This window comes from Microvirga aerophila (genome assembly GCF_003332305.1).
GTDB classification, from domain to species: Bacteria; Pseudomonadota; Alphaproteobacteria; order Rhizobiales; family Beijerinckiaceae; genus Microvirga; species Microvirga aerophila.
Genome location: NZ_QOIO01000074.1, coordinates 1 through 18,586, shown reverse-complemented (window position 1 = coordinate 18,586; position 18,586 = coordinate 1). Strand labels below are relative to the sequence as shown.

General features: G+C 63.4%; 15 protein-coding genes and 1 pseudogene. 2 read left to right on the top strand and 14 right to left on the bottom strand.

From position 1 onward, the window contains the following. Positions 1-161 precede the first annotated feature (161 nt). The 7 genes and pseudogenes from DRB19_RS25985 to DRB19_RS25955 all read right to left on the bottom strand — a co-directional run bounded on the left by DRB19_RS25985 (position 162) and on the right by DRB19_RS25955 (position 9,376). A pseudogene (locus DRB19_RS25985) lies at positions 162-1,223 on the bottom strand (SDR family oxidoreductase). Between the two features lie 179 nt (positions 1,224-1,402). Beyond that, on the bottom strand, positions 1,403-2,377 hold the full coding sequence (locus tag DRB19_RS25980; RefSeq protein ID WP_114188913.1) for a quinone oxidoreductase family protein: 975 nt from the start codon (positions 2,375-2,377) through the stop codon (positions 1,403-1,405). Between the two features lie 256 nt (positions 2,378-2,633). Beyond that, positions 2,634-3,128 (bottom strand): hypothetical protein, encoded by a 495-nt coding sequence (locus DRB19_RS25975; protein WP_114188912.1) that lies wholly within the window; start codon positions 3,126-3,128, stop codon positions 2,634-2,636. Positions 3,129-3,273: 145 nt separating this feature from the next. Beyond that, positions 3,274-3,963: a TetR/AcrR family transcriptional regulator gene (locus tag DRB19_RS25970; protein WP_162815870.1), complete on the bottom strand. Its 690-nt coding sequence runs from the start codon at positions 3,961-3,963 to the stop codon at positions 3,274-3,276. Positions 3,964-4,110: 147 nt separating this feature from the next. After that, positions 4,111-7,197, bottom strand: a complete 3,087-nt coding sequence (locus DRB19_RS25965; RefSeq protein ID WP_114188910.1) for an efflux RND transporter permease subunit — start codon at positions 7,195-7,197, stop codon at positions 4,111-4,113. Continuing rightward, complete coding sequence (locus DRB19_RS25960; protein ID WP_114188909.1) at positions 7,197-8,273, bottom strand: efflux RND transporter periplasmic adaptor subunit; 1,077 nt, start codon at positions 8,271-8,273, stop codon at positions 7,197-7,199. The genes DRB19_RS25965 and DRB19_RS25960 overlap by 1 nt, the downstream gene beginning before the upstream one ends. Beyond that, positions 8,270-9,376: an efflux RND transporter periplasmic adaptor subunit gene (locus DRB19_RS25955; protein ID WP_114188908.1), complete on the bottom strand. Its 1,107-nt coding sequence runs from the start codon at positions 9,374-9,376 to the stop codon at positions 8,270-8,272. The genes DRB19_RS25960 and DRB19_RS25955 overlap by 4 nt, the downstream gene beginning before the upstream one ends. Before the next feature lie 249 nt (positions 9,377-9,625). Between DRB19_RS25955 and DRB19_RS25950 the strand changes: the two genes are divergently transcribed. Beyond that, entirely contained in the window at positions 9,626-10,237 is a 612-nt protein-coding gene (locus DRB19_RS25950) for a TetR/AcrR family transcriptional regulator (RefSeq protein ID WP_114188907.1), read from the top strand. Positions 10,238-10,632: 395 nt separating this feature from the next. Here DRB19_RS25950 and DRB19_RS25945 read toward each other — a convergent pair whose 3' ends face one another. The 6 genes from DRB19_RS25945 to DRB19_RS30840 form a co-directional block, all read right to left on the bottom strand. Continuing rightward, positions 10,633-11,418 carry a 3-hydroxybutyrate dehydrogenase gene (locus DRB19_RS25945; RefSeq protein ID WP_114188906.1) on the bottom strand — a complete coding sequence of 262 codons (786 nt, stop codon included), beginning with the start codon at positions 11,416-11,418 and terminating at the stop codon, positions 10,633-10,635. Between the two features lie 476 nt (positions 11,419-11,894). Continuing rightward, complete coding sequence (locus DRB19_RS25940; protein WP_114188905.1) at positions 11,895-12,305, bottom strand: response regulator; 411 nt, start codon at positions 12,303-12,305, stop codon at positions 11,895-11,897. Positions 12,306-12,619: 314 nt separating this feature from the next. Beyond that, entirely contained in the window at positions 12,620-13,405 is a 786-nt protein-coding gene (locus DRB19_RS25930) for an acetoacetate decarboxylase (RefSeq protein ID WP_114188903.1), read from the bottom strand. A 66-nt stretch (positions 13,406-13,471) separates the two neighbouring features. Further along, positions 13,472-14,644, bottom strand: coding sequence for a patatin-like phospholipase family protein (locus DRB19_RS25925; protein ID WP_114188902.1), 1,173 nt, complete (start codon positions 14,642-14,644; stop codon positions 13,472-13,474). 181 nt (positions 14,645-14,825) lie between these two features. Further along, positions 14,826-15,227 (bottom strand): hypothetical protein, encoded by a 402-nt coding sequence (locus DRB19_RS25920; protein WP_147022490.1) that lies wholly within the window; start codon positions 15,225-15,227, stop codon positions 14,826-14,828. After that, the gene (locus tag DRB19_RS30840) at positions 15,211-15,534 is read right to left on the bottom strand and encodes a hypothetical protein (RefSeq protein ID WP_114188900.1); all 324 of its coding nucleotides are present in this window, start codon (positions 15,532-15,534) and stop codon (positions 15,211-15,213) included. The genes DRB19_RS25920 and DRB19_RS30840 overlap by 17 nt, the downstream gene beginning before the upstream one ends. Before the next feature lie 213 nt (positions 15,535-15,747). Between DRB19_RS30840 and DRB19_RS25910 the strand changes: the two genes are divergently transcribed. Further along, the gene (locus DRB19_RS25910) at positions 15,748-17,319 is read left to right on the top strand and encodes a winged helix-turn-helix domain-containing protein (protein ID WP_114188899.1); all 1,572 of its coding nucleotides are present in this window, start codon (positions 15,748-15,750) and stop codon (positions 17,317-17,319) included. A 589-nt stretch (positions 17,320-17,908) separates the two neighbouring features. Here the strand turns inward: DRB19_RS25910 and DRB19_RS25905 are convergent. Then, positions 17,909-18,586: IS110 family RNA-guided transposase (locus DRB19_RS25905; RefSeq protein ID WP_114188898.1), on the bottom strand; the 678-nt coding region annotated here is incomplete at its 5' end.

Genomic DNA, 18,586 nt, shown 5'->3' with positions numbered 1-18,586 from the left:
TAGTGAAATTCGTTCACTAACAGGAACACCCGATGTTACTGTCCAAAGCGGAAGTTCGCACCCTGTCCGGAACGTGCCACAAGCGGTCCTTCCGCCCCATACCCGCAGCAACACCTATTCTCGGCATTCGATAGCAGAAGCCACCCGATCGCACTGTAGGATCAGGGGATCAACCTGTCAGCCCGAAGCTCCGCAAACAGGTCGAAGAAGGCATCGTCGGTTGGCTGGTAGCCAGTAAAGCCGAGACGACGGCTCTTCGACATGTCGGTCACGACCTCAACTGGCCGTCCGAGATCAGCATCCGTGTGCCAGGGGGAGGCAAGACGGCCAAGGTCCGGCTCGACCAGGCCCTCCCGCTCGGCAATTTGGCGCCAGATGGGAGCGTCTTCCTTCATTTGCTCTTCCAGCGGCAGGATGGAGCCGTCTAAGGGGGCAGGCTCGAGGTCGAACCACTCGGCAAGGCGGCCCCACATCCAGCTCCAGCGAAAAACATCGCCGTTGACGACATTGAAGGCCTGATCGAAGGCGGCAGGGGTTGTGGCCGCCCATAGGAGATGTTTGGCGAGTTGCCGGGCATCGGTCATGTCGGTCAGGCCGTTCCATTGTGCCGCCGAGCCAGGAAAGCGGAAGGGCCGTCCCGTCTCGCGGCACAGCGTGGCATAGACGGCCAGCGTCGTGCCCATGTTCATGGCGTTGCCCACCGCCTGGCCAATGACCGTGTGCGGGCGATGGATGCTCCACGTAAAGCCATCGCGCTTGGCTGCCGCGAACACCTCGTCCTCCTGCGCGTAGTAGAAGTTCTCGATGTCCAGCCGCCCTTGGTCCTCCCGGAACGGCGTCTGCGGCAGCGTGCCCTTGCCATAGGCCTCGAAGGGGCCGAGGTAGTGCTTGAGGCCTGTGACGAGCGCGACATGGCGGACGGTGCCCGCGGGACGCAGCCCATTCAGGAGGTTGCGCACCATCGCGGCGTTGACCCGGATGTTGTCGGCTTCCGTCGCCTGCCGCGACCAGGTCGTGATGAACACGGCCTCTGGTTTGACCTCGGCAAGAGCCGTGGAGAGCGAAACTTCGTCCTGGAGGTCGGCGGCAATCGGCGTCACGCCCGTCTAGGCGACCGGTCGTCTGGCCAGGCCCAGCACATCCCAGCCCTGTGCCGCCAGAAGCGCCGCCGTTGCGCTTCCCACGATACCGCTCACGCCCACCACCAATGCCGTCTGAGCCATTGCAGCCTCCTTGATCAGGGAAGGTAGCTAGGCACCGAAGCCGTCGATGCCTAGAGGGAACAGTCCGGGCACTTCCCGGCTGCCCGGTGCGCCAGGGCTCACATGTACAGTGCACGGTCCAGGCTCCCCGCAGGCTTCGTTCCCCTGGTGAGGCGTGATCCAGCCGTCGAGCCGAACTGCTACACGGTCAGGATCGTCGATCCGGTGGTCTTGCGAGCTTGCAGATCCTGATGGGCCTTGGCGGCATCCCGTAACGGGTAGGTCTGGTTGACCTCGATCTTGACCGCACCCGAGCGCACGACATCGAACAGTTCCTGGGCCATGGCCAGAAGATCGGCTCGCTTGTCAGCATAGGTTCTCAATGTCGGGCGCGTCACATAGAGCGAGCCCTTCTGGGCCAGGATACCGAGATCGACAGGTTCGACCGCACCGGATGACTGCCCGAAGAGCACCATGAGCCCGCGTGGGGCAAGACAGTCCAAAGAGGAGGAGAAGGTGTCCTTGCCGACCGAGTCGTACACGACCGGGACCATGTTGCCGCCAGTGATCCCCCTCACCCGCTCGACGAAGTTCTCGCGCGTGTAGAGGATGGGATGGTCGCAGCCGTGAGCCTTTGCGAGCTTCGCCTTCTCGTCGTTGCCGACGGTGCCGATGACGGTTGCACCCACCGCCTTGGCCCATTGGCACGCGATGAGGCCGACGCCACCGGCCGCGGCGTGGAACAGGATTGTGTCGCCTGACCCGACCTTGTAGGTCTGTCGGATCAGGTATTGGGCCGTCATGCCCTTGAGCATCATCGCGGCGGCCTGCTGGTCGGAGATGCCGTCCGGCAGCACGACCAGACGATCCGCCGGCATGACGCGCTCTTCCGAATAGGCGCCCTGGGGACCACCCGAATAGGCCACTCTGTCACCGACCTTCACGTCAGTGACGCCCGGACCGACCGCCTCGACCACGCCGGCCGCCTCTGTACCAAGGCCGCTTGGGAGCGACGCCGGGTATGCGCCCGACCGCACGTAGGTGTCGACATAGTTGAGGCCGATGGCCGTGTGGCGGACACGGGCCTCGCCCGGCCCTGGCTGGCCGGCATCGACCTGTTCCCAGACGAGGACCTCAGGCCCTCCGGTCTCATGGAAGCGTATTGCGTGAGCCATGGTGCTGTTCCCATCCGTGGTAGATCGTGCCCCACCTTAGGAGAAGGTCGAGGTTCTACAAGGGGTCAGACATCAAAGCCCCCTCTCTTCATGAACATCGGCATACGTCCGGAAAACCGACCAACGCGTTACTTCCGGGATGTGCCAGCTCCGGACCTTTGGCTATGCCATAGCGTTCAATGCTGCGCCACGCACCGAGACCAGGACTGACCTGAATCGACCGCACGCTTCGGGCGCCCCCCTGCGCGCTGATCACCTATTCGCCCCGTTTGACCCGCATCCACTCCCGCTTGAGGATTGCTTGCGAGGCCTGGATAATGTCGCGGCTGATGACGTCAATGCGTTCTTCGATGTGCCCGTCCGGCGAGGGCGACCGAAGCTGGCCCACCGCCTCGCTCATCAAAGCTTTGAGCTGCTGATGATCCTCCTCCAGCGGGTTGAGCATCAGCTCGATCTTGCACACTGTCCGCAGCAGGTTCTCCACGCGCCTGAACAGTTCGGGATCTCGGGCGATGACGGTGCCGGTCGGCTCTTCCACGGTATGGCGTATGGCCGCTGTGGTGAGAAGCTGCGAGTTGAGGTTCGCCACGAGGTCGCGCATCGTTTCGATCCACCTCTGGCGGTTGACCGACAGCACGTTCGCCTTGAACTCGATCTTGGCGATCCACGTGCTGACAAACGGGCCGGCAATCGACGCGATCATCGCATTGCTGGCGAAGACCAGGGTAATCCACTGTGGGTTGATGTCCATCGTTCTGGTCCAGGGTACATGCTTCTAATAATCAGGCCTTCAGCCTGGATTTCGACGTTCAGCTAGCGGAACAACGCGATGTAAAGCGTGCCGCAAGAGATCGCCGGGGCGAGGATGAGCGGAAACCACCTGGACATCATGCTTCTCAATCATAGGGGATCATGAGACCTGCTCTCCCGCCATGCGGGCCGGTATCCCGCCGCCACCGGATGCCGGGGTTTCGAAGAATATCCTCGACCACGGCCGTGCATTCCGCGTCCGTCAGGCAAGGTTGATGGGGCACCAGAACACGCTCCATCACGTGCGCCAAGCACCGCCTCACAAGCTCCTCTGCCGCGGCATGGCTGTTGCCGATCCGAAGGTTGCCCGCAGCCGCTCGGACGTCGAGATCGGCTGCGATCCGCTCCACGGTCTGGCCCAGGCTGTTCCGAAGGAACTCCTCTCCCAGCCCGGGATCCCGGCCGAGCGCTCCGATGATCAGGCGCAGGGTGGCAATCGTGGTGGGATTGTTCAGGGTTTCGAGAATGGCAATCCCGATCTGGCGCAGGGCAGAGTTCGGGTCAGGGTCGTCCTGATCAATGGGCGGCAATGCCCGTGCGATCCTCTCCGCTTCCGCGGCGATCAGCGCTCTGAACAAGGCATCCTTGCTGTCGAAGTGGTGATAGACCGATCCTTTCGAGACACCGGACTGACTGATGATCTGGTCGATGCTGGCTCCGGCATAACCGTTCAGAAGAAAGACCTGACGCGCGCCGTCCAGGATCTGGCGCTTCGTGAACGTGCTCCTGAGATCAGACTGGCGCTCGTCGCCGGAGCAAGGATTGTTGCTGGGCATGGGATTCATTCCTTTTTGCATGCAAGGAGAGTGTGGCTCCGGTCGCCCGCGGCGGCGCGCCGCGACCGGAGCCGTGCTTGCCGTTCGCCAGGACCGGATGGGGGCAGAACTCCGGTCCTGAACGCCAGGCAATCGGTTCAGCGCGCTCTATGCCGCCTCATGCGCCGCCTCCGCCAACGGTTCTTCCTTGGAGCGGGAGGGCGCCTTGATGCGGAACCAGGCCACGTACAGCGCCGGCAGGCACAGCAGGGTCAACACCGTGCCCACGATGATGCCGCCCATCATGGCGAAGGCCATCGGTCCCCAGAACACCTCGCGTGAGATCGGGATCAGCGCCAGGCTCGCCGCCGCCGCCGTCAGCAGGATCGGCCGCGTCCGGTGCATGGTGGCCTCGACCACGGCCTCCCATGGGGCCCAGCCCTCCCGCCGCAGGTCCTCGATCTGCACGACCAGGATCACCGAGTTGCGGATCAGGATGCCGACCAGCGCCAGCACGCCCAGGATGGCCACGAAGCCCATGGGAGCCCCGCTGGGCAGCATCGCCGCCACCACGCCGATCAGCCCGAGCGGGGCCACCGCCACGACCAGGAACAGCCGCGAGAAGCTCTGCAACTGAACCATCAGGATCGTCGCCATGATGAACAGCATGAGCGGAACCACCGCCGCGATCGGCCCCTGGGACTTGGCGCTCTCCTCCACGGGGCCGGCCACCGCGACCTGATACCCGGCCGGGAGCGCTCGGGCGAACTCCAGCACCTTGGGTTCGAGCTGCTGGGCGATCGTCGCCGGCTGGGTGGCATCGACGATGCTGCCCCGGATCGTGATCGTCGGCACCCGGCTGCGGCGCCAGATCACCGGCTGCTCGAGCTCATAGTGGAAGGTCGCGACCGCCGCCAACGGCACGGACTGGCCATCCTTGCCCGGCAATTGCAGGTTCTGGAGCGTCTCGATGGATCCTCGCTCGGCGGCGCGCGCCCGGCCCACCACGTCGACCAGATAAATTGCGTCACGGACCTGGGTTATGCTCGTCCCGCCGACGACGCTGTTGAGGGCGCCTGCGATGTCCTGTGAGGTCACGCCGAGCTGGCGGGCCTTGTCCTGGAGCACGTCGACCTTCACCACCCGGGCAGGCTCGTTCCAGTTGAAGCCGATGTTGGTGACCCGGGGGTGCTCGCCCACGAGTGCTGCGAGCTGCTGCGCCAAGTCCCGCACTTTCTGGACGTCCGGCCCGCTGAGCCGGTACTGCACCGGGCGTCCGGCCGGAGGACCCAGCGCCAGCAGGTCGACGTACACATCCAGGCCGGCAAACTCCTGCCGGGCCAGGGTCTTGATCTTGGCCCGGAGGCGCTCGCGGGCCTCGATGCTCTTGGTCACGATGACAATCTGGCCGTAGTTGGGGTTCGACGGCTGCGGGTCGAAGGAGAGAATGAACCGCACGGCGCTCTGGCCGACATAGGACGACCAGTGATCGACGTCGGGATCGCCTGCGAGCTTGGTCTCGAAGCGGTCCATCTGCGCCTTCGTGTCGGTAATCGCGGCGTTCTGCGGCAGGGTGAAGTCGACGAGGAGTTCGGTGCGATCCGAGGACGGGAAGAACTGCTGCTCGACGAACTTCATGCCGTAGAGCGAGATGCCGAACATCGCCACCGTCACACCGATGGTCAGCCAGCGCCAGCGCATGGCGCCGACGAGGAGGCGCGAGAACGCCGTCATGAGGCGGCTCGGCTTGTCGTGATGCTTCTTCATCGTCTTCGGCAGCAGCGTCACGCCGAGCAGGGGCGCGAACACCACCGCGACGATCCACGACAGCAACAGCGAGGCTGCAATCACCACGAACAGCGTAAAGGTGAACTCGCCCGCGTTGCTGCTGTTGAGGCCAACCGGGATGAAGCTTGCAACGGTGACGAGCGTGCCGGTCAGCATCGGGAACGCGGTGGCGGTGTAGACGGCGGTGGCGGCCTTCTTCAGCGTATCGCCGGCCTCCAGCCGCGCCACCATCATCTCGACGGCGATCATTGCATCATCCACGAGAAGGCCGAGCGCGATGATGAGAGCGCCGAGCGAAATGCGCTGCAACGAGATGCCGGTATACTGCATGACCACGAAGGTCATGGCCAGGACGAGCGGGATCGACAGCGCGACCACGAACCCGGCCCGCATGCCCAGGCTCAGGAAGCTGACCACCAGCACGATTGCCACGGCCTCGAACAAGGCCTTGGTGAAGCCGCCGACCGCCTCCTCGACCACGATGGGCTGATCGGCCACGAGGTGCACGCCGACGCCGATGGGCAATTCGCCGATGATCTTGTCCATCTGCTCCTGCAACGCCTCACCGAAGTGCAGCAAGTTCGCACCAGTCTTCATGCCGATGGCAAGCCCGATGGCAGGCTGGCCCTTGAACCGGAACAAGGCCTGCGGCGGGTCGACGTAACCGCGGCTGATGACGGCGACGTCGCTCAGGCGGAAGAAGCGGTCGTTGATGCGCAGGTTGAGGTCGCGCAGGCTCTCCTCCGAGGTGAACTGTCCCGTCACCCGGACGCTGATGCGCTCAGGACCGGCCTGGATGACGCCGGAGGGCGTGATGGCATTCTGGGCCTGGAGCGTCTGGATCACATCCTGCTGGCTGATGCCGAGGGCCGCCATCTCGTGCGTCGAGAATTCCAGGAAGATCACCTCGTCCTGGGCGCCGATCAGGTTGACCTTGCCGACATTGGGCACCGTGAGAACCTTGGCCCGCACGCCCTCGACATAGTCGCGCAACTGTCGCTGCGTCAGCCCATCCGCGGTGAACGCGTAGACGTTGCCATAGACGTCGCCGAAGTCGTCGTTGAAGACAGGACCCAGGACGCCTTGGGGCAGCTCCCGTTTGACGTCGTTGATCATGTTCCGGACCTTCACCCACACGCCCGGCACGTCGCGGCTTTTGACCGTGTCCTTCAGGTTGACATAGATGACGGTCTGGCCCGGCGTGGTCTGGCTGCGGGTGTAGTCAAGGGAGTCGAGTTCTTCGAGCTTCTTCTCGATCCGGTCGGTGACCTTGAGCGCAGTGTCCTCGACGGTGGCGCCGGGCCACTGGGCCGCGATCACCATGGTCTTGATAGTGAAGGAAGGATCTTCCTCACGCCCCAGGTTGGTGTAGGCGAAGATGCCAGCAACGGCGGAGATGATCATGAAGTACCAGACGAGGGAGCGGTGCTCGAGCGCCCAGTCAGACAGGTTGAAGCGGCTTGTCATCAGAAGCTCCCATTGGTGACTTTGACTGTCTGGCCCGGTGTCAGGCTGTGCACGCCGGCGGTGATCACGCGTGTTCCGGATGTAAGCCCGTCCAGGACCCGAACGGCGGACCCGTCCCGGGCGGCAATCGTCACGTCCCGGGTCGACACCGTCCGGGTGGCCGGGTCGACGACCCACACCAGTGTCTGGCCGTCGCGCTCCAGCAGGGCCGAGACTGGTATCTCGATGCCCGGGGCAGCCTGCGTCGTGACGGTGGCGGTGACCGTCGTCCCGAGGCGGACACTCTCCGGTGGGCTGGCGAGAGTGATCCGCACCCGCAACGTGCGGGTAGTGGGATCCGCCTGCGGGGCGATCTCGCGCACTGATCCGGTGGCCTGCACCGAGGGATCCACTTGCAGGGCAACGTCCAAGCGGTCTCCCGGCTTGAGTTCACGTCCGATGCTGTCGGGCAGATCGACCACCGCCTCGCGGATATTCGGGCGAGCCACCGTGACGATGGTCTGTCCCGGCTGGACCACCTGCCCGAGTTCCGCCGCAGTGGCGGTGACCACGCCTTCGAAGTCGGCGCGCAACTCGGTGTAGCCGAGTTGCTCCTCGGCCTTGTCGAGGTTTGCCTTGGCGCTCGTAACGCCGGCCTCCGCGGTCTCGCGGGACTCCCTCGCAGCGTCGTACTGGGCCGGGTTGGCAATGTTCTGCCCGAGCAGCGTGCGCTGGCGGGTTTCGGTCGCGGCGGCATTCTCCAGGCGGGCGGTGGCGCTCGCCAGGTCGGCCTGCGCCGAGCGCACCGCAAGCTGGGAGGTGACAGGGTCGAGCGTGGCCAGGCGCTGCCCCTTCCTGACGGCGTCGCCGACGTTGACGTCACGGCTGACGATGCGCCCGAGCACCCGGAAGCCGAGGTCGGATTTGTAGCGGGGCTCGACGGTTCCGGCGAAGCCCACATTCCGCACGGTCTGCGGGGCAACGACGACGGAGAGGACGGGTCGCGGTGCCGGCGCCTCGGCGTGCTGCTGGTCCTGGCAGGCGGCGAGCAGGCCGAGGGCGCTCAGGAGGGCCAGGGATGTCGGGATCGGTTTCATAGGGCGGCTCCTTCGGTGAATGCAACGGCCTGCTGGGGCCGCAAGAATTGCGCCCCGCCGGTCACGACGGTCTCGCCGGGCCGGAGCCCCTCTCGCACGACGATCTTTCCGGTCTCGTAGCCTTCGATCATGATCGGCTTCAGCGACACCGCCCTGGTCCCGGGATCGACGGTCCACACGGCCGGGTGCCCGTTTTTGCTGGAAAGAGCGCTCCACGGGACCATCACGAGCTTGCGGGCCTGGAACCGGCCCTCGCCGACAACGGCGGCGCCGAGCGTCATCGCCGCCGGCGGATGCTCAATGCCAACCTTGACCCTGACGGTGCCGCTGGACGGGTCGACCGTCGGAGAGATCTCACGCACGGTGCCCTCAGCCTTCACGGCCGGATCGGACACCAGCGTCAGCTCGATGGCAGGATCGGCGGGCTGCCGGGTGAAGATCGTCTCGTAGACATTGAACACCGCGTCGCGCGATCCGTCCTGGGCGATCGAGAAGACGGTCTGCGCCACCTGCATGACCTGGCCCGCCTCCGCCTTGCGGGCCGTGATAACGCCGGGAACGCCCGCCCGCAGCACCACGTCGGAAAGCTGGTCGCGGGCGGTGCCGAGTTGGGCCCTTGCAGTGTCGAGCGCGGCCTGGGCTGTCCGGAAGGCTTCCTGAGCCTGATCGTGCTCCCGCTTGGTCGTAAAGCCCTGGGCGAGCAGCGCCTTCTGGCGCCCGTAGGTGGATGTATTCTGACGGAGCACGGCCTCGGCAGCCTGGACGGCGGCCTCGGCAGCGGTCAGCGTTGCCTGTTGCTGCTGCGGGTCGAGTCTGGCCAGCACCTGGTCGGCCGTGACGTGGTCGCCGACATTGACCAGGCGCTCGCTGATCCGGCCCGCCACCCGGAAGGACAAATCGCTTTCGACCCGCGCGCGGATCTCGCCCGTCAGTCGCACCGGCGGCGCATAGTCGGTCAGGGTGACCGTCTCAACCTGCACCATGGTCGGAAGGCTCTGCGGTTGGCTCGCCTGTTGCTGGCAGGCGGTGAGACCCAGGGCGATCATGAGCGCTAGGCCTGCTGGGGCAAGGCGATGGGTGTCTGTAAGAGAGCAGGAGATCATGGATCGCCTCGGTTGTTTATACTGCAAGGTTGCGAAATCGCGGGCCCCGCCTCCGGTGAGGGCGCAAGCACACAGGAACTGGTCTATTGCCGGTTGCATCAGAGCCTCCCATCCGAACGGCCGAATTGCAGGCGGTCGATGAGGCTGGGGAGCGGGCGGATAAGGCTTGCCTGCTCTCGATTTGCACTTTTAAGTCATTTCGACTATATAGTCAATATACGAATCAAAGAATCGTGCAGAGGATTGCAAATGGCGAAAGTCGATATGGCTCGCAGAGCAGAGATCGGGCGGGAGAAGCGTGCCAAGACCCGGGCACAGATCCTGGACGCCGGCACGATGCTTCTCGCGGAGCGTCCACCCGAGGCGCTGACGGTGGATGGAATTGTGGAGGCGGCGGGCGTCGCGAAGGGGACGTTCTACTATCACTTCCAGAGCATCGAGGAGCTGGCCGCCGCGGTGGGCGCGAAGCTCGGGGACAGCTTCGACGAACTGCTGACACCCGCCAGGCTTGAGCTGTCCGATCCCATCGCGCGCCTGTCCTTCGCCTTCACGCGGTTCCTGGAGAAGGCGATCTCGGACCCTATCTGGGCCCGGCTCGTGGTCCAGAGCTCGCGGGCCCCTACTGAGTTCACCCGCGGCATTCGCGCCCATCTCAAGGCCGATCTCACCGAGGCCATTGATCAGGGCCGCCTGAGCGTGCAGGACGTGGAGCTGGCTGCCGACATCGTCATCGGTATCTGCCTTCAGGTCATGCGCGGCATTCTTGAGCGACGGGCGGCGTCGGGCGTGCCCGGCCAGGCTCTCGATGCTGTGCTGCGGGCTCTTGGCGCGTCCCAGCCCTGCGATGGGAGTCGTGCCTGACGGCACGACTGGCCAAACCGAGGGAAAGCCTGATCACACCGTCCTGTCGCTGGAACGTGCCGCGGCACGCCTGCGGGCAGGGTCGATGTCGCCCAGAGGTCGCCAGGGACTTTCAGGTCCAGCATGCTCGCCTCCGTTCACCCTCATGTCGGGTCGGGCTCATGATACCACGCTCCACCCAGTCCGGGTATCGGCATGTACCGGGCTTCAACGGGAGCGTCGCGGGGCAGCTTGAGATGAGACCCTGTCCCACGGCGCGCCAAAGGACCGGCCGCGATCGGAATTATCCGCGCGGCTCCCTCGACCCAGATCATGGGCCCGAACGGGTGAACCGTTGAGAAAAGCTTGCAAAATGGCCCGTGATTGGACGACCCCATCAGACCCGGATCGACCTGTCACTCCGCTGTCCAGCCGCCATCCATAGACAGATTGGTTCCGGTGATCTGGCTCGCCGCGTCGGAGCACAGAAACACGGCGAGCGCCGCGACCTGATCGACGGTCACGAACTGCTTCGTCGGCTGTGCCTCAAGCAGGACATCGTTGATCACCTGCTCCCTGGTCATGTTGCGTGCGTTCATGGTGTCGGGAATCTGCTTCTCGACCAGAGGCGTCCACACGTAGCCGGGACTGATGCAGTTGACCGTGACACCATGCGTCGCGAGTTCGAGAGCAACGGTCTTGGTGAGGCCTGCGGTGCCGTGCTTGGCGGCCACGTAAGCCGCCTTGAAGGGCGAGGCGACGAGCGAGTGGGCTGAGGCCGTATTGATGATGCGTCCCCACTTGCGCGCCTTCATGCCGGGCACGGTCGCGCGTATGGCGTGGAAGGCCGAGGACAGATTGATGGCGATGATCTGGTCCCACTTCTCGACCGGGAACTCCTCGATTGGTGACACGAACTGGATGCCTGCATTGTTGACGAGAATATCGACAGCCCCGAACATCTCCTGCGCCTGGTGCACCATGCCGGCAATCTGATCCGGTTTTGTCATATCGGCGGGCGAGTAGATTGCCTTGATCCCGAACTCGGCCTCAAGGCTGGCCCGTTCCTTCTCGATCTCTTGCGGCTCGCCGAAGCCGTTGATCAGCACGTTGGCGCCCTCCTGGGCCAGGGCGCGCGCAATGGCGAGTCCTATCCCGCTGGTCGAGCCGGTCACAATGGCGGATTTGGAGTGAAGCATCATCGAAGCCTCCTTGTGGCTGTGTCCAATTGTTCAATCTGAAGCGCTCGTCTTGAGAAGGATTCTCTCTACGATCCTCAACTCGTCGAGTGTCGCACCTTGTACGAACCGGCGTTTGACCAATGTTCGTATGCGTTCGCTCCGTATGTATCGTGGCTCCTGATGAAGCGATAAACGTTCATCTTCGGCCTCGTACCAACCCTTTCAGGGCATCGTCAGTGGAAGAGCAACACCCACCCGACCAATGCGAGCGGGGCAACAACTCCTAGAGCAAAAGACACTGCATTGCCTGTCATAGCATGCCTCTTTGAACACGTTGGCCACCTTCGTGAGCCATCACGCAGACGCAATCTCAGCCTTGAGCCCGCGAAAGCGGAACGGCTTCCGGAGAGGTCCTGTGAGCCGTGACCTTCCAAAGTGCGCCTGTCCAAGAGCCGAACCTGTCTCACTGCATCACCAAGCTTCAGGGAGATGCGGCCTCAGGCGGCCCGGCACACCTCGGCCGCGTCCGCTGCGAAGGTCGCGGCCTCCCCGGCCACGAGGACTTGACGAATGGCGTTGAAGATCCCGACCGGCGTCGGGTGCTTCAGGACAAGATCGCCGCGGGACGATACCCGCTGCTCGGCACCGGCCAGGATTACGGATCGGTCCCTGTGCATGCCATGGTACTCGTCGGCGAGAATCCAGCCGTCGACCAGGCCGGGCAGCACCGCACGCGTGTACAGCCAGCCGATCGGATGGCTCCAATCACGTAATGCGAGAAAGGCGCTCTCGCCCGTATCTGCCGTAATGGCTTCATGGCCTTGGGCGCGCAGCCATTGCGCGACCGTCTCCCGCACAATCGGGTTATCGTCGGCAATGAGGATGCGTTGTGGTTTAACCATGCTCATGCTGCTCTCCGGAATAAGCTGGCGGCTCTGTCGTCCGTCAGTTCCTTCTCATCCGTTTGCCGACTGGCTGGACTGGCTGGACTGGCGATTGGCTTGCCCTTGTCCACGATGGCGCTTGGCGCAGGCAAGGGTGCAGCGTCATCCGCGGGCAGATGCGCCGACGGCGCTTCCGATGGTGCTGACGAAGCGTTCGCAAACGCGACTGTGGCAATGTAGGCGTGGAGAGATGTGAAATTCCCGATCATAATCTGTCTCCTTTGTCTTGGACTGAGCAATAAGGGGCGCAGTTCGTAGCGCGCACACGGGGTGAGACCTCATTCGGCAAGTTCATAGCGTCTCCCTCGCCGGCGAGACGGCTCCGATGGCGCCAGATAGTCATGCACGACCTTACCGAGTCCGAGTGTCAGGTCGGCCACGATGTGGGCTGCCGAGACCACCTCCAGGACCGGCAGATCGGTCAGGGGAGCCAGCGCATGCGGCCACAGGCTGAGGGATGCCGGACCGACCCAGGCCCCCTTCAGATCGATGTCCTCCAGGGAATACTCGACGAGCTCGCAAATGCGCGGCGTACCGTCGACGTGTGGGATGGTCTTGAGCAGGAAGTTGGGCTCGCGAAGCGAGGCCATGACGCCTCCGGAATCGGCCGCCCGGTGCTTGTAGCCCATCGTGGCGGTCGCGATGCGAACCGGTCCATAATCAAGCGTGCCGACCAGGGTATCGACCTCAGTGCGCAGGGTGGGGTTCGCAAGCTTCTTGGGAAAACCCCAAAGCTCACGCCCCGCGGCAATGGGCGGGTGGTCATTGAGAAACATGCAGTGGCTGTAGCTGCCCTTGCGGCCGCGGAACGTGACGGGAATGACCTGTCCGCTCTCGGTGTAGTCGCCGAAGCCGGTCGAGTCCGGCATGCGGATGAACTCGAACTTCACCAGCGGCTCGTCGACCTGGAGCGGTTCCGGGACGAGTTCCCGAAGCTTCTTCGGGTCGGTCCGGTAGGTGACGATCAGGTACTCCCTATTGCGGAAGCGATAGGGCCCGATCGGGTAGGCCGGACTACTCAGGGGCATCGCGAATGCTCGGGTCCGGACGGTGTCTTCGTGCATAGCTGAAATCTCCTGTGTTTAATTGAGCAGGTATTCTCGGGGCGCGATCGTCTCATTCATTACGCGCTACTCCCGCCCGTCCTTGACGAGATCGAATGTGCGGACCCCTTCCTGACCATCGGGGCGCTGCAACACCTCAGGATGGCGCAACGTGCGCACCGCATCGTGATAACCGGCACGCCAATGCTCCTCCATGGACAACCGGGAAAACTCGTGATCCTTTGAGTGGCCTTCGTACTGCTTCGACCGGTAAATCATCTGGATGATGTTGTACGCTTTGCGGTCCGCCTCCGGGCTGAGAAGCTTCGCCTCCTCGGTGGTTCGCAGGTCGTCCGGCAGGTTCGACAGGAGGCTGGCGAGCGCATAGCGCAGGCGCTGCACGCGCTTGAACTGATCAGTGCTGGCGCGCGTCCGGCTGGAATACTGGATTTCTTTGTGCCGCGTCGCGACCTCAGCCAGATTGCGGGGCAGTTCGCCGTGGGCGCTCCACAGATCCACCTGAAACGCGAGCGTGTCCTGGCGCGGGCCTTGCTCGACCACCCATTCCAGCGGCGTGTTCGAGATAAGGCCGCCGTCCCAGTAGTATTCACCTTCGATCTCCACCGCCGGGAAGCCGGGCGGCAGCGATCCGCTGGCCATCACGTGCTCGGGACGGATCGTGTGCGTGGTGTTATCGAAATAAACGAAATTGCCGGTGCGCACGTTCACGGTGCCGACGCTGAAGCGCATCTCGCCCGCATTGATCCGGTCGAAATCGACCACCCGCTCCAACGTGCTTTTCAGGTGCTTGGTCTCGTAGAAGCTCGTCGCCTCGTGGGCACCGTTCGGGTGCAGCCACGGGACCGGTTGCCGGGGCGTGAAAAAGCTCGCGGCCCCACTGACAAGGGCGCAGGTCGCGCTCACCTGGTTGAAGAGCGTGCGCGCGAGGTCGCCTTTGGGGGTGATGCTATGGAGGGCCGTGGACCAGTCGAGCAGCGGGTTGGCCGTGACCTCTTGCCAAAATGTGCGCAGCTTGGCGACCCGCTCGGTCGGTTCGTTCCCAGCGATGATGGCAGAGTTGATAGCGCCGATTGAGACGCCGGCGACCCAATCAGGTTGAATGCCGGCCTCCGCGAGAGCCTCGTAAACTCCGGCCTGGTAGGCCCCGAGCGCCCCGCCGCCCTGCAACACCAGCGCGACGCTTTCGAACGGGAGGTGTCGTTTGGCGACAGTGAGATGCGGTTGGATTTGAATGTTCATGGCTTGTGTTCCTTCGCCTCAACAGGCTGTGGGCGGCTGCCGCCGAGCGGACCCGCGTCGCGGTCCGAAACCGATCAACAATGCGGGTGATCATGTGGACCAGCCGGAGCTCGAGTCCTTCGTTTGGTGTGGCCTCGCTGAACCTGGCCATTGGCGCGGATCAACATCAACAGGCTCGGTTTCAGCAGCATTCTGATCTCTGCGCAGATGCTGGACTAGGAACTTTGCGAGGTCTGCGCCCTCGTCGATTGAGAGCTACAAACAGATAGAACTCGTTGAACCACACGGCTGTCCTCGCCGTTTCCAGATCGAACGCGCCCTGAGCAACAGCGTCGGTCTTGGCGACATACGTCCAGTTCGGCGCTTTGATGAAGGTCGGAACCGGACGATCCTCCGGAACGGCGCAGAACAGATCGGGTTCAAGCCTGTTGCGAAACAGGTTGTAAGCAGGAGAGAAGCGCACCGACTCCTCTAGCGCTGCCGGGTCCGGCCGGACCTTGAGCCCTTCGTTCGGTGTGGCCTCGCTGCAATCGTCCATCGGCAGGTCGGCGGTTGGCATCAACAGGCTAGGTTCGGTTAGCATTCTGGTCTCCGTACAGGTGCGGGTTGCCGGCAGTGCGCACAATCGAAAGCATCAATGCCTCGCCAGCGGTCGTATGGAACTTGCCAGAGCCATCCACGCCGCGCTTTGAGACAGCGTCCATTTTCCCTTGAGATTGGCTTGATTTTGGCGACCTTTGACCGCGCGAATCCGTGAGTCGCTCTGAAATCAACTTGATCGCCGTACGGGCACCAGCCGGCGGGCGATGGTCCCGATCAAAGATGGCAGATGGCAGAAGAACGATGCCGCCTAGGACAAAAGTCAGAAAGCGTATGCGTGTATCGGACATCGTTTTTCCTATCGGTTCCCGCTCCGATGCCGCGGCTGCGGCCATGTCCTCCGGTTTCGGGCTTGAGAGGCCGTGGAGCGATTGGAGTTATTGCCACTTCAGGAGTGGGGATGCTGTGAGACAGCCTTGATTTCTCGGCGAGAGAGGATTGATTTTTGCCCGAGCCGCAGCCGTGGTAATCTGCTTGAGTGCGCTCCCGGCAGGAGCCTCGCCATGCGCTACCTGTTTGATGACTTCGTGCTCGACCCCGACTGTCGGGAACTCCACCGGGCGGGCGACCGCATCGAGCTCGAACCTCAGGTGTTCGATCTCCTGGAGTTCCTGATCCGCACACGAGACCGCGTGGCCAGCCGGGATGACCTGCTCGACGCCGTGTGGCAGGGGCGCATCGTGTCCGAATCGACGCTGAGCAGCCGGATCAATGCCGCACGAGCGGCGATCGGCGACAGCGGCACGAAGCAAAGCTTGATCCGGACGCTGCCGCGCAAGGGTGTCCGCTTCGTCGGGGACATCCGAGAGGAGCACGAACGACAACCAAAGACAGAGCTCGAGCCAGTGCCCCGACATGTCACATTCGAGGATTCCGTTGCTAAAATCCCGTCCATCGCTGTGCTGCCGTTCGACAACATGAGCGGGCATCAAGAAGACACCTATTTTGCTGACGGGATAGCCGAGGAGATCATCACCGGGTTGGCGCAATGCAGTGGATTGACGGTCGTAGCCCGGAACTCTTCGTTCACTTTCAGGGGGCGATCGGTGGACGTTCGCAAGATCCGGGATGAACTCGGCGTGAGCTATGTGCTGGAAGGCAGCGTCCGCCGCAGCGCCAAGCGATTGCGAATTACGGCCCAGCTTATCGACGCAAGATCCGGCGGCCATCTGTGGGCCGATCGCTTCGATGGGGACTTCCGTGATGTCTTCGAACTCCAGGACCGGATCACAGAAAGCGTGGTTGCGGTAATCGAACCGAAGCTGCTGTTTACGGAGGCCGACCGTGTCCGCCGCCGGCCGCCGCAGAGCCTGAATGCCTATGACCTCTATCTTCGTGGGCTGTCATTGATCAACGAATACACCGCTGAAGCCACGTTTGAGGCTTTGCATTGCTTCGACAAGGCTCTGGAGTATGACCCCACCTACGCCCAGGCCATGGCGGCATCAGCATGCTACCGTGGTTTGTCCCTTTTCCAGGGGTGGGCCGGGCAAGTGGAGGAGCCAAAATCCAGGAGCGTGCAGGTGGCGCGGGACGCCATCGCAATTGCTCCCAACGACCCCCACGTGCTGTGGATGGCAGCATTTGCGATCTGGGTCTTGGCCAAAGACGGGCCACGCGCACAGGAGCTTTTTCGGCGCTCCCTGAGCATCAATCAGAACTCCGAAATCGCGATGACGTTGGCGGGCTGGGTCGAGGCCGCGAATGGAAATCCCGCGGCCGGCCGGGAGTTGATCGCGAAGGCCAGGCATCTAAACCCCACCCCTCCCACGCCATGGGTCGCGCTGGCCGGGATGGCGTTCACGTATATCGTCGAAGGCAAATACGCAGAGGCGGTTGGGTGGGCTGAACAGGCGGTGGATCAAAACCGCCGCTTTGCTCTCGCGCTCCGCAGCCTCGCGGTCGCACTGGTGAAAATGGGCGAGATGGACAGAGCCCGACTGATCGTGAGCGAGATCCTGAAGATCGAACCGGACGCCACTGCCGCCTGCCTCCCTGAGCGGATGCCGGATGTCGGCGAACCGATGTTACAGACCTACATCGAGGCGCTCGGCCGGGCCGGGCTGCCGAAGTGAACTGTTTCGGTTGCTTGCTCGTTCGTGGGGTGCCGCCAGCGTAAGGCTTGCTCTGACGTTCAATGCGGGCTCGGCAAGACGCCCCACTCGCCGCGTAACGCTCCGTTTCGATGATGGCGAGCAGCCACGTTTCCCTCACGAAAGACGAGATGCCACCTTGTCGGCAGGTGCTAACGCAAAACTGCCCTTTGTCCGTTCAGACAATTTCGCGGTGGCGTGCTGAATTGGGAAGGTCTGAAACGGGTCAGGTAGTGAAATTCGTTCACTGACAAGAACGTCCGTTGTTCCTGTCCAGAGCTGACATTCGGTGTACTTCCGCCTCGTGCCATGTGTGGACGGCTCCCTGTTGGCAAGGGTTTTGTTGAACGCTTCTGCCGGGCTGGTCGGTGCGGCCATGTGTTCGACCTGTTGGAGCGGTGCTCATGACCGCTGGCCATAATGCCCTCCGCGAAGGGGTCCCGACCAAAAGCTCGCATTCCAAGATGCTCTGGCACGAATGGGGTGTCCCGCTTCCCGGCTCGACCGGATCCTGCATTAGCGTCCTTGCGCCCTTCCCAACCTTGGTCTCGTCGGAGGATCCGACGAGGTATTATGCCGCCTGCACAACAGGCTCCCGATAGCGCTCGCCCTTGGCCATGATTGCCCACACCATCCGAGCCATCTTGTTGGCCAACGCCACTGCCGCTACTTTGGTGGCTCGCCGCGCCAGCAGTTGCAGGATCCAGGGACGGCGGGTGCCATGCCGCTGGGCATAGCGGATCACCGCCAGTGCGCCCACCGTCAGCATCGAGCGCAGGTAGCGGTTGCCCTGCTTGGTCACGCCGCCAAGCCGTTCCTTGCCGCCACTGGAATTCTGCTTGGGCACCAGCCCAATCCAGGCCGCGAGATTACGGCCCGAGGAAAAAGCCCGCGGGTTGGGAACATGGGCCACCAGGGCGGACGCGAGCAGCGGACCCACCCCAGGGATCTCCGCTAGGCGGCGGCTGACTTCGTTGGCGCGGTGGCAGGCAGTGATGCGCCGGTCCATTTCCAGGATCTGGCGCTTGACCAGCACCAGTTGCTCGGCCAGGGCAAGAATGCAGGCCCGGGCCAACTCCGGGATGCGCTCATCTCCATCATGGACCAACAGCAGCAACTCGTCGACGCCCTCGCGGCCGATCTTCGCCACCAGGCCGAACTCCGCCAGGTGAGCTCGGATGGCGTTGGTGAGCATAGTCTTCTGCCGCACCTGCATCAGCCGGACCCGGTGCAGCATGAGGATGCTCTG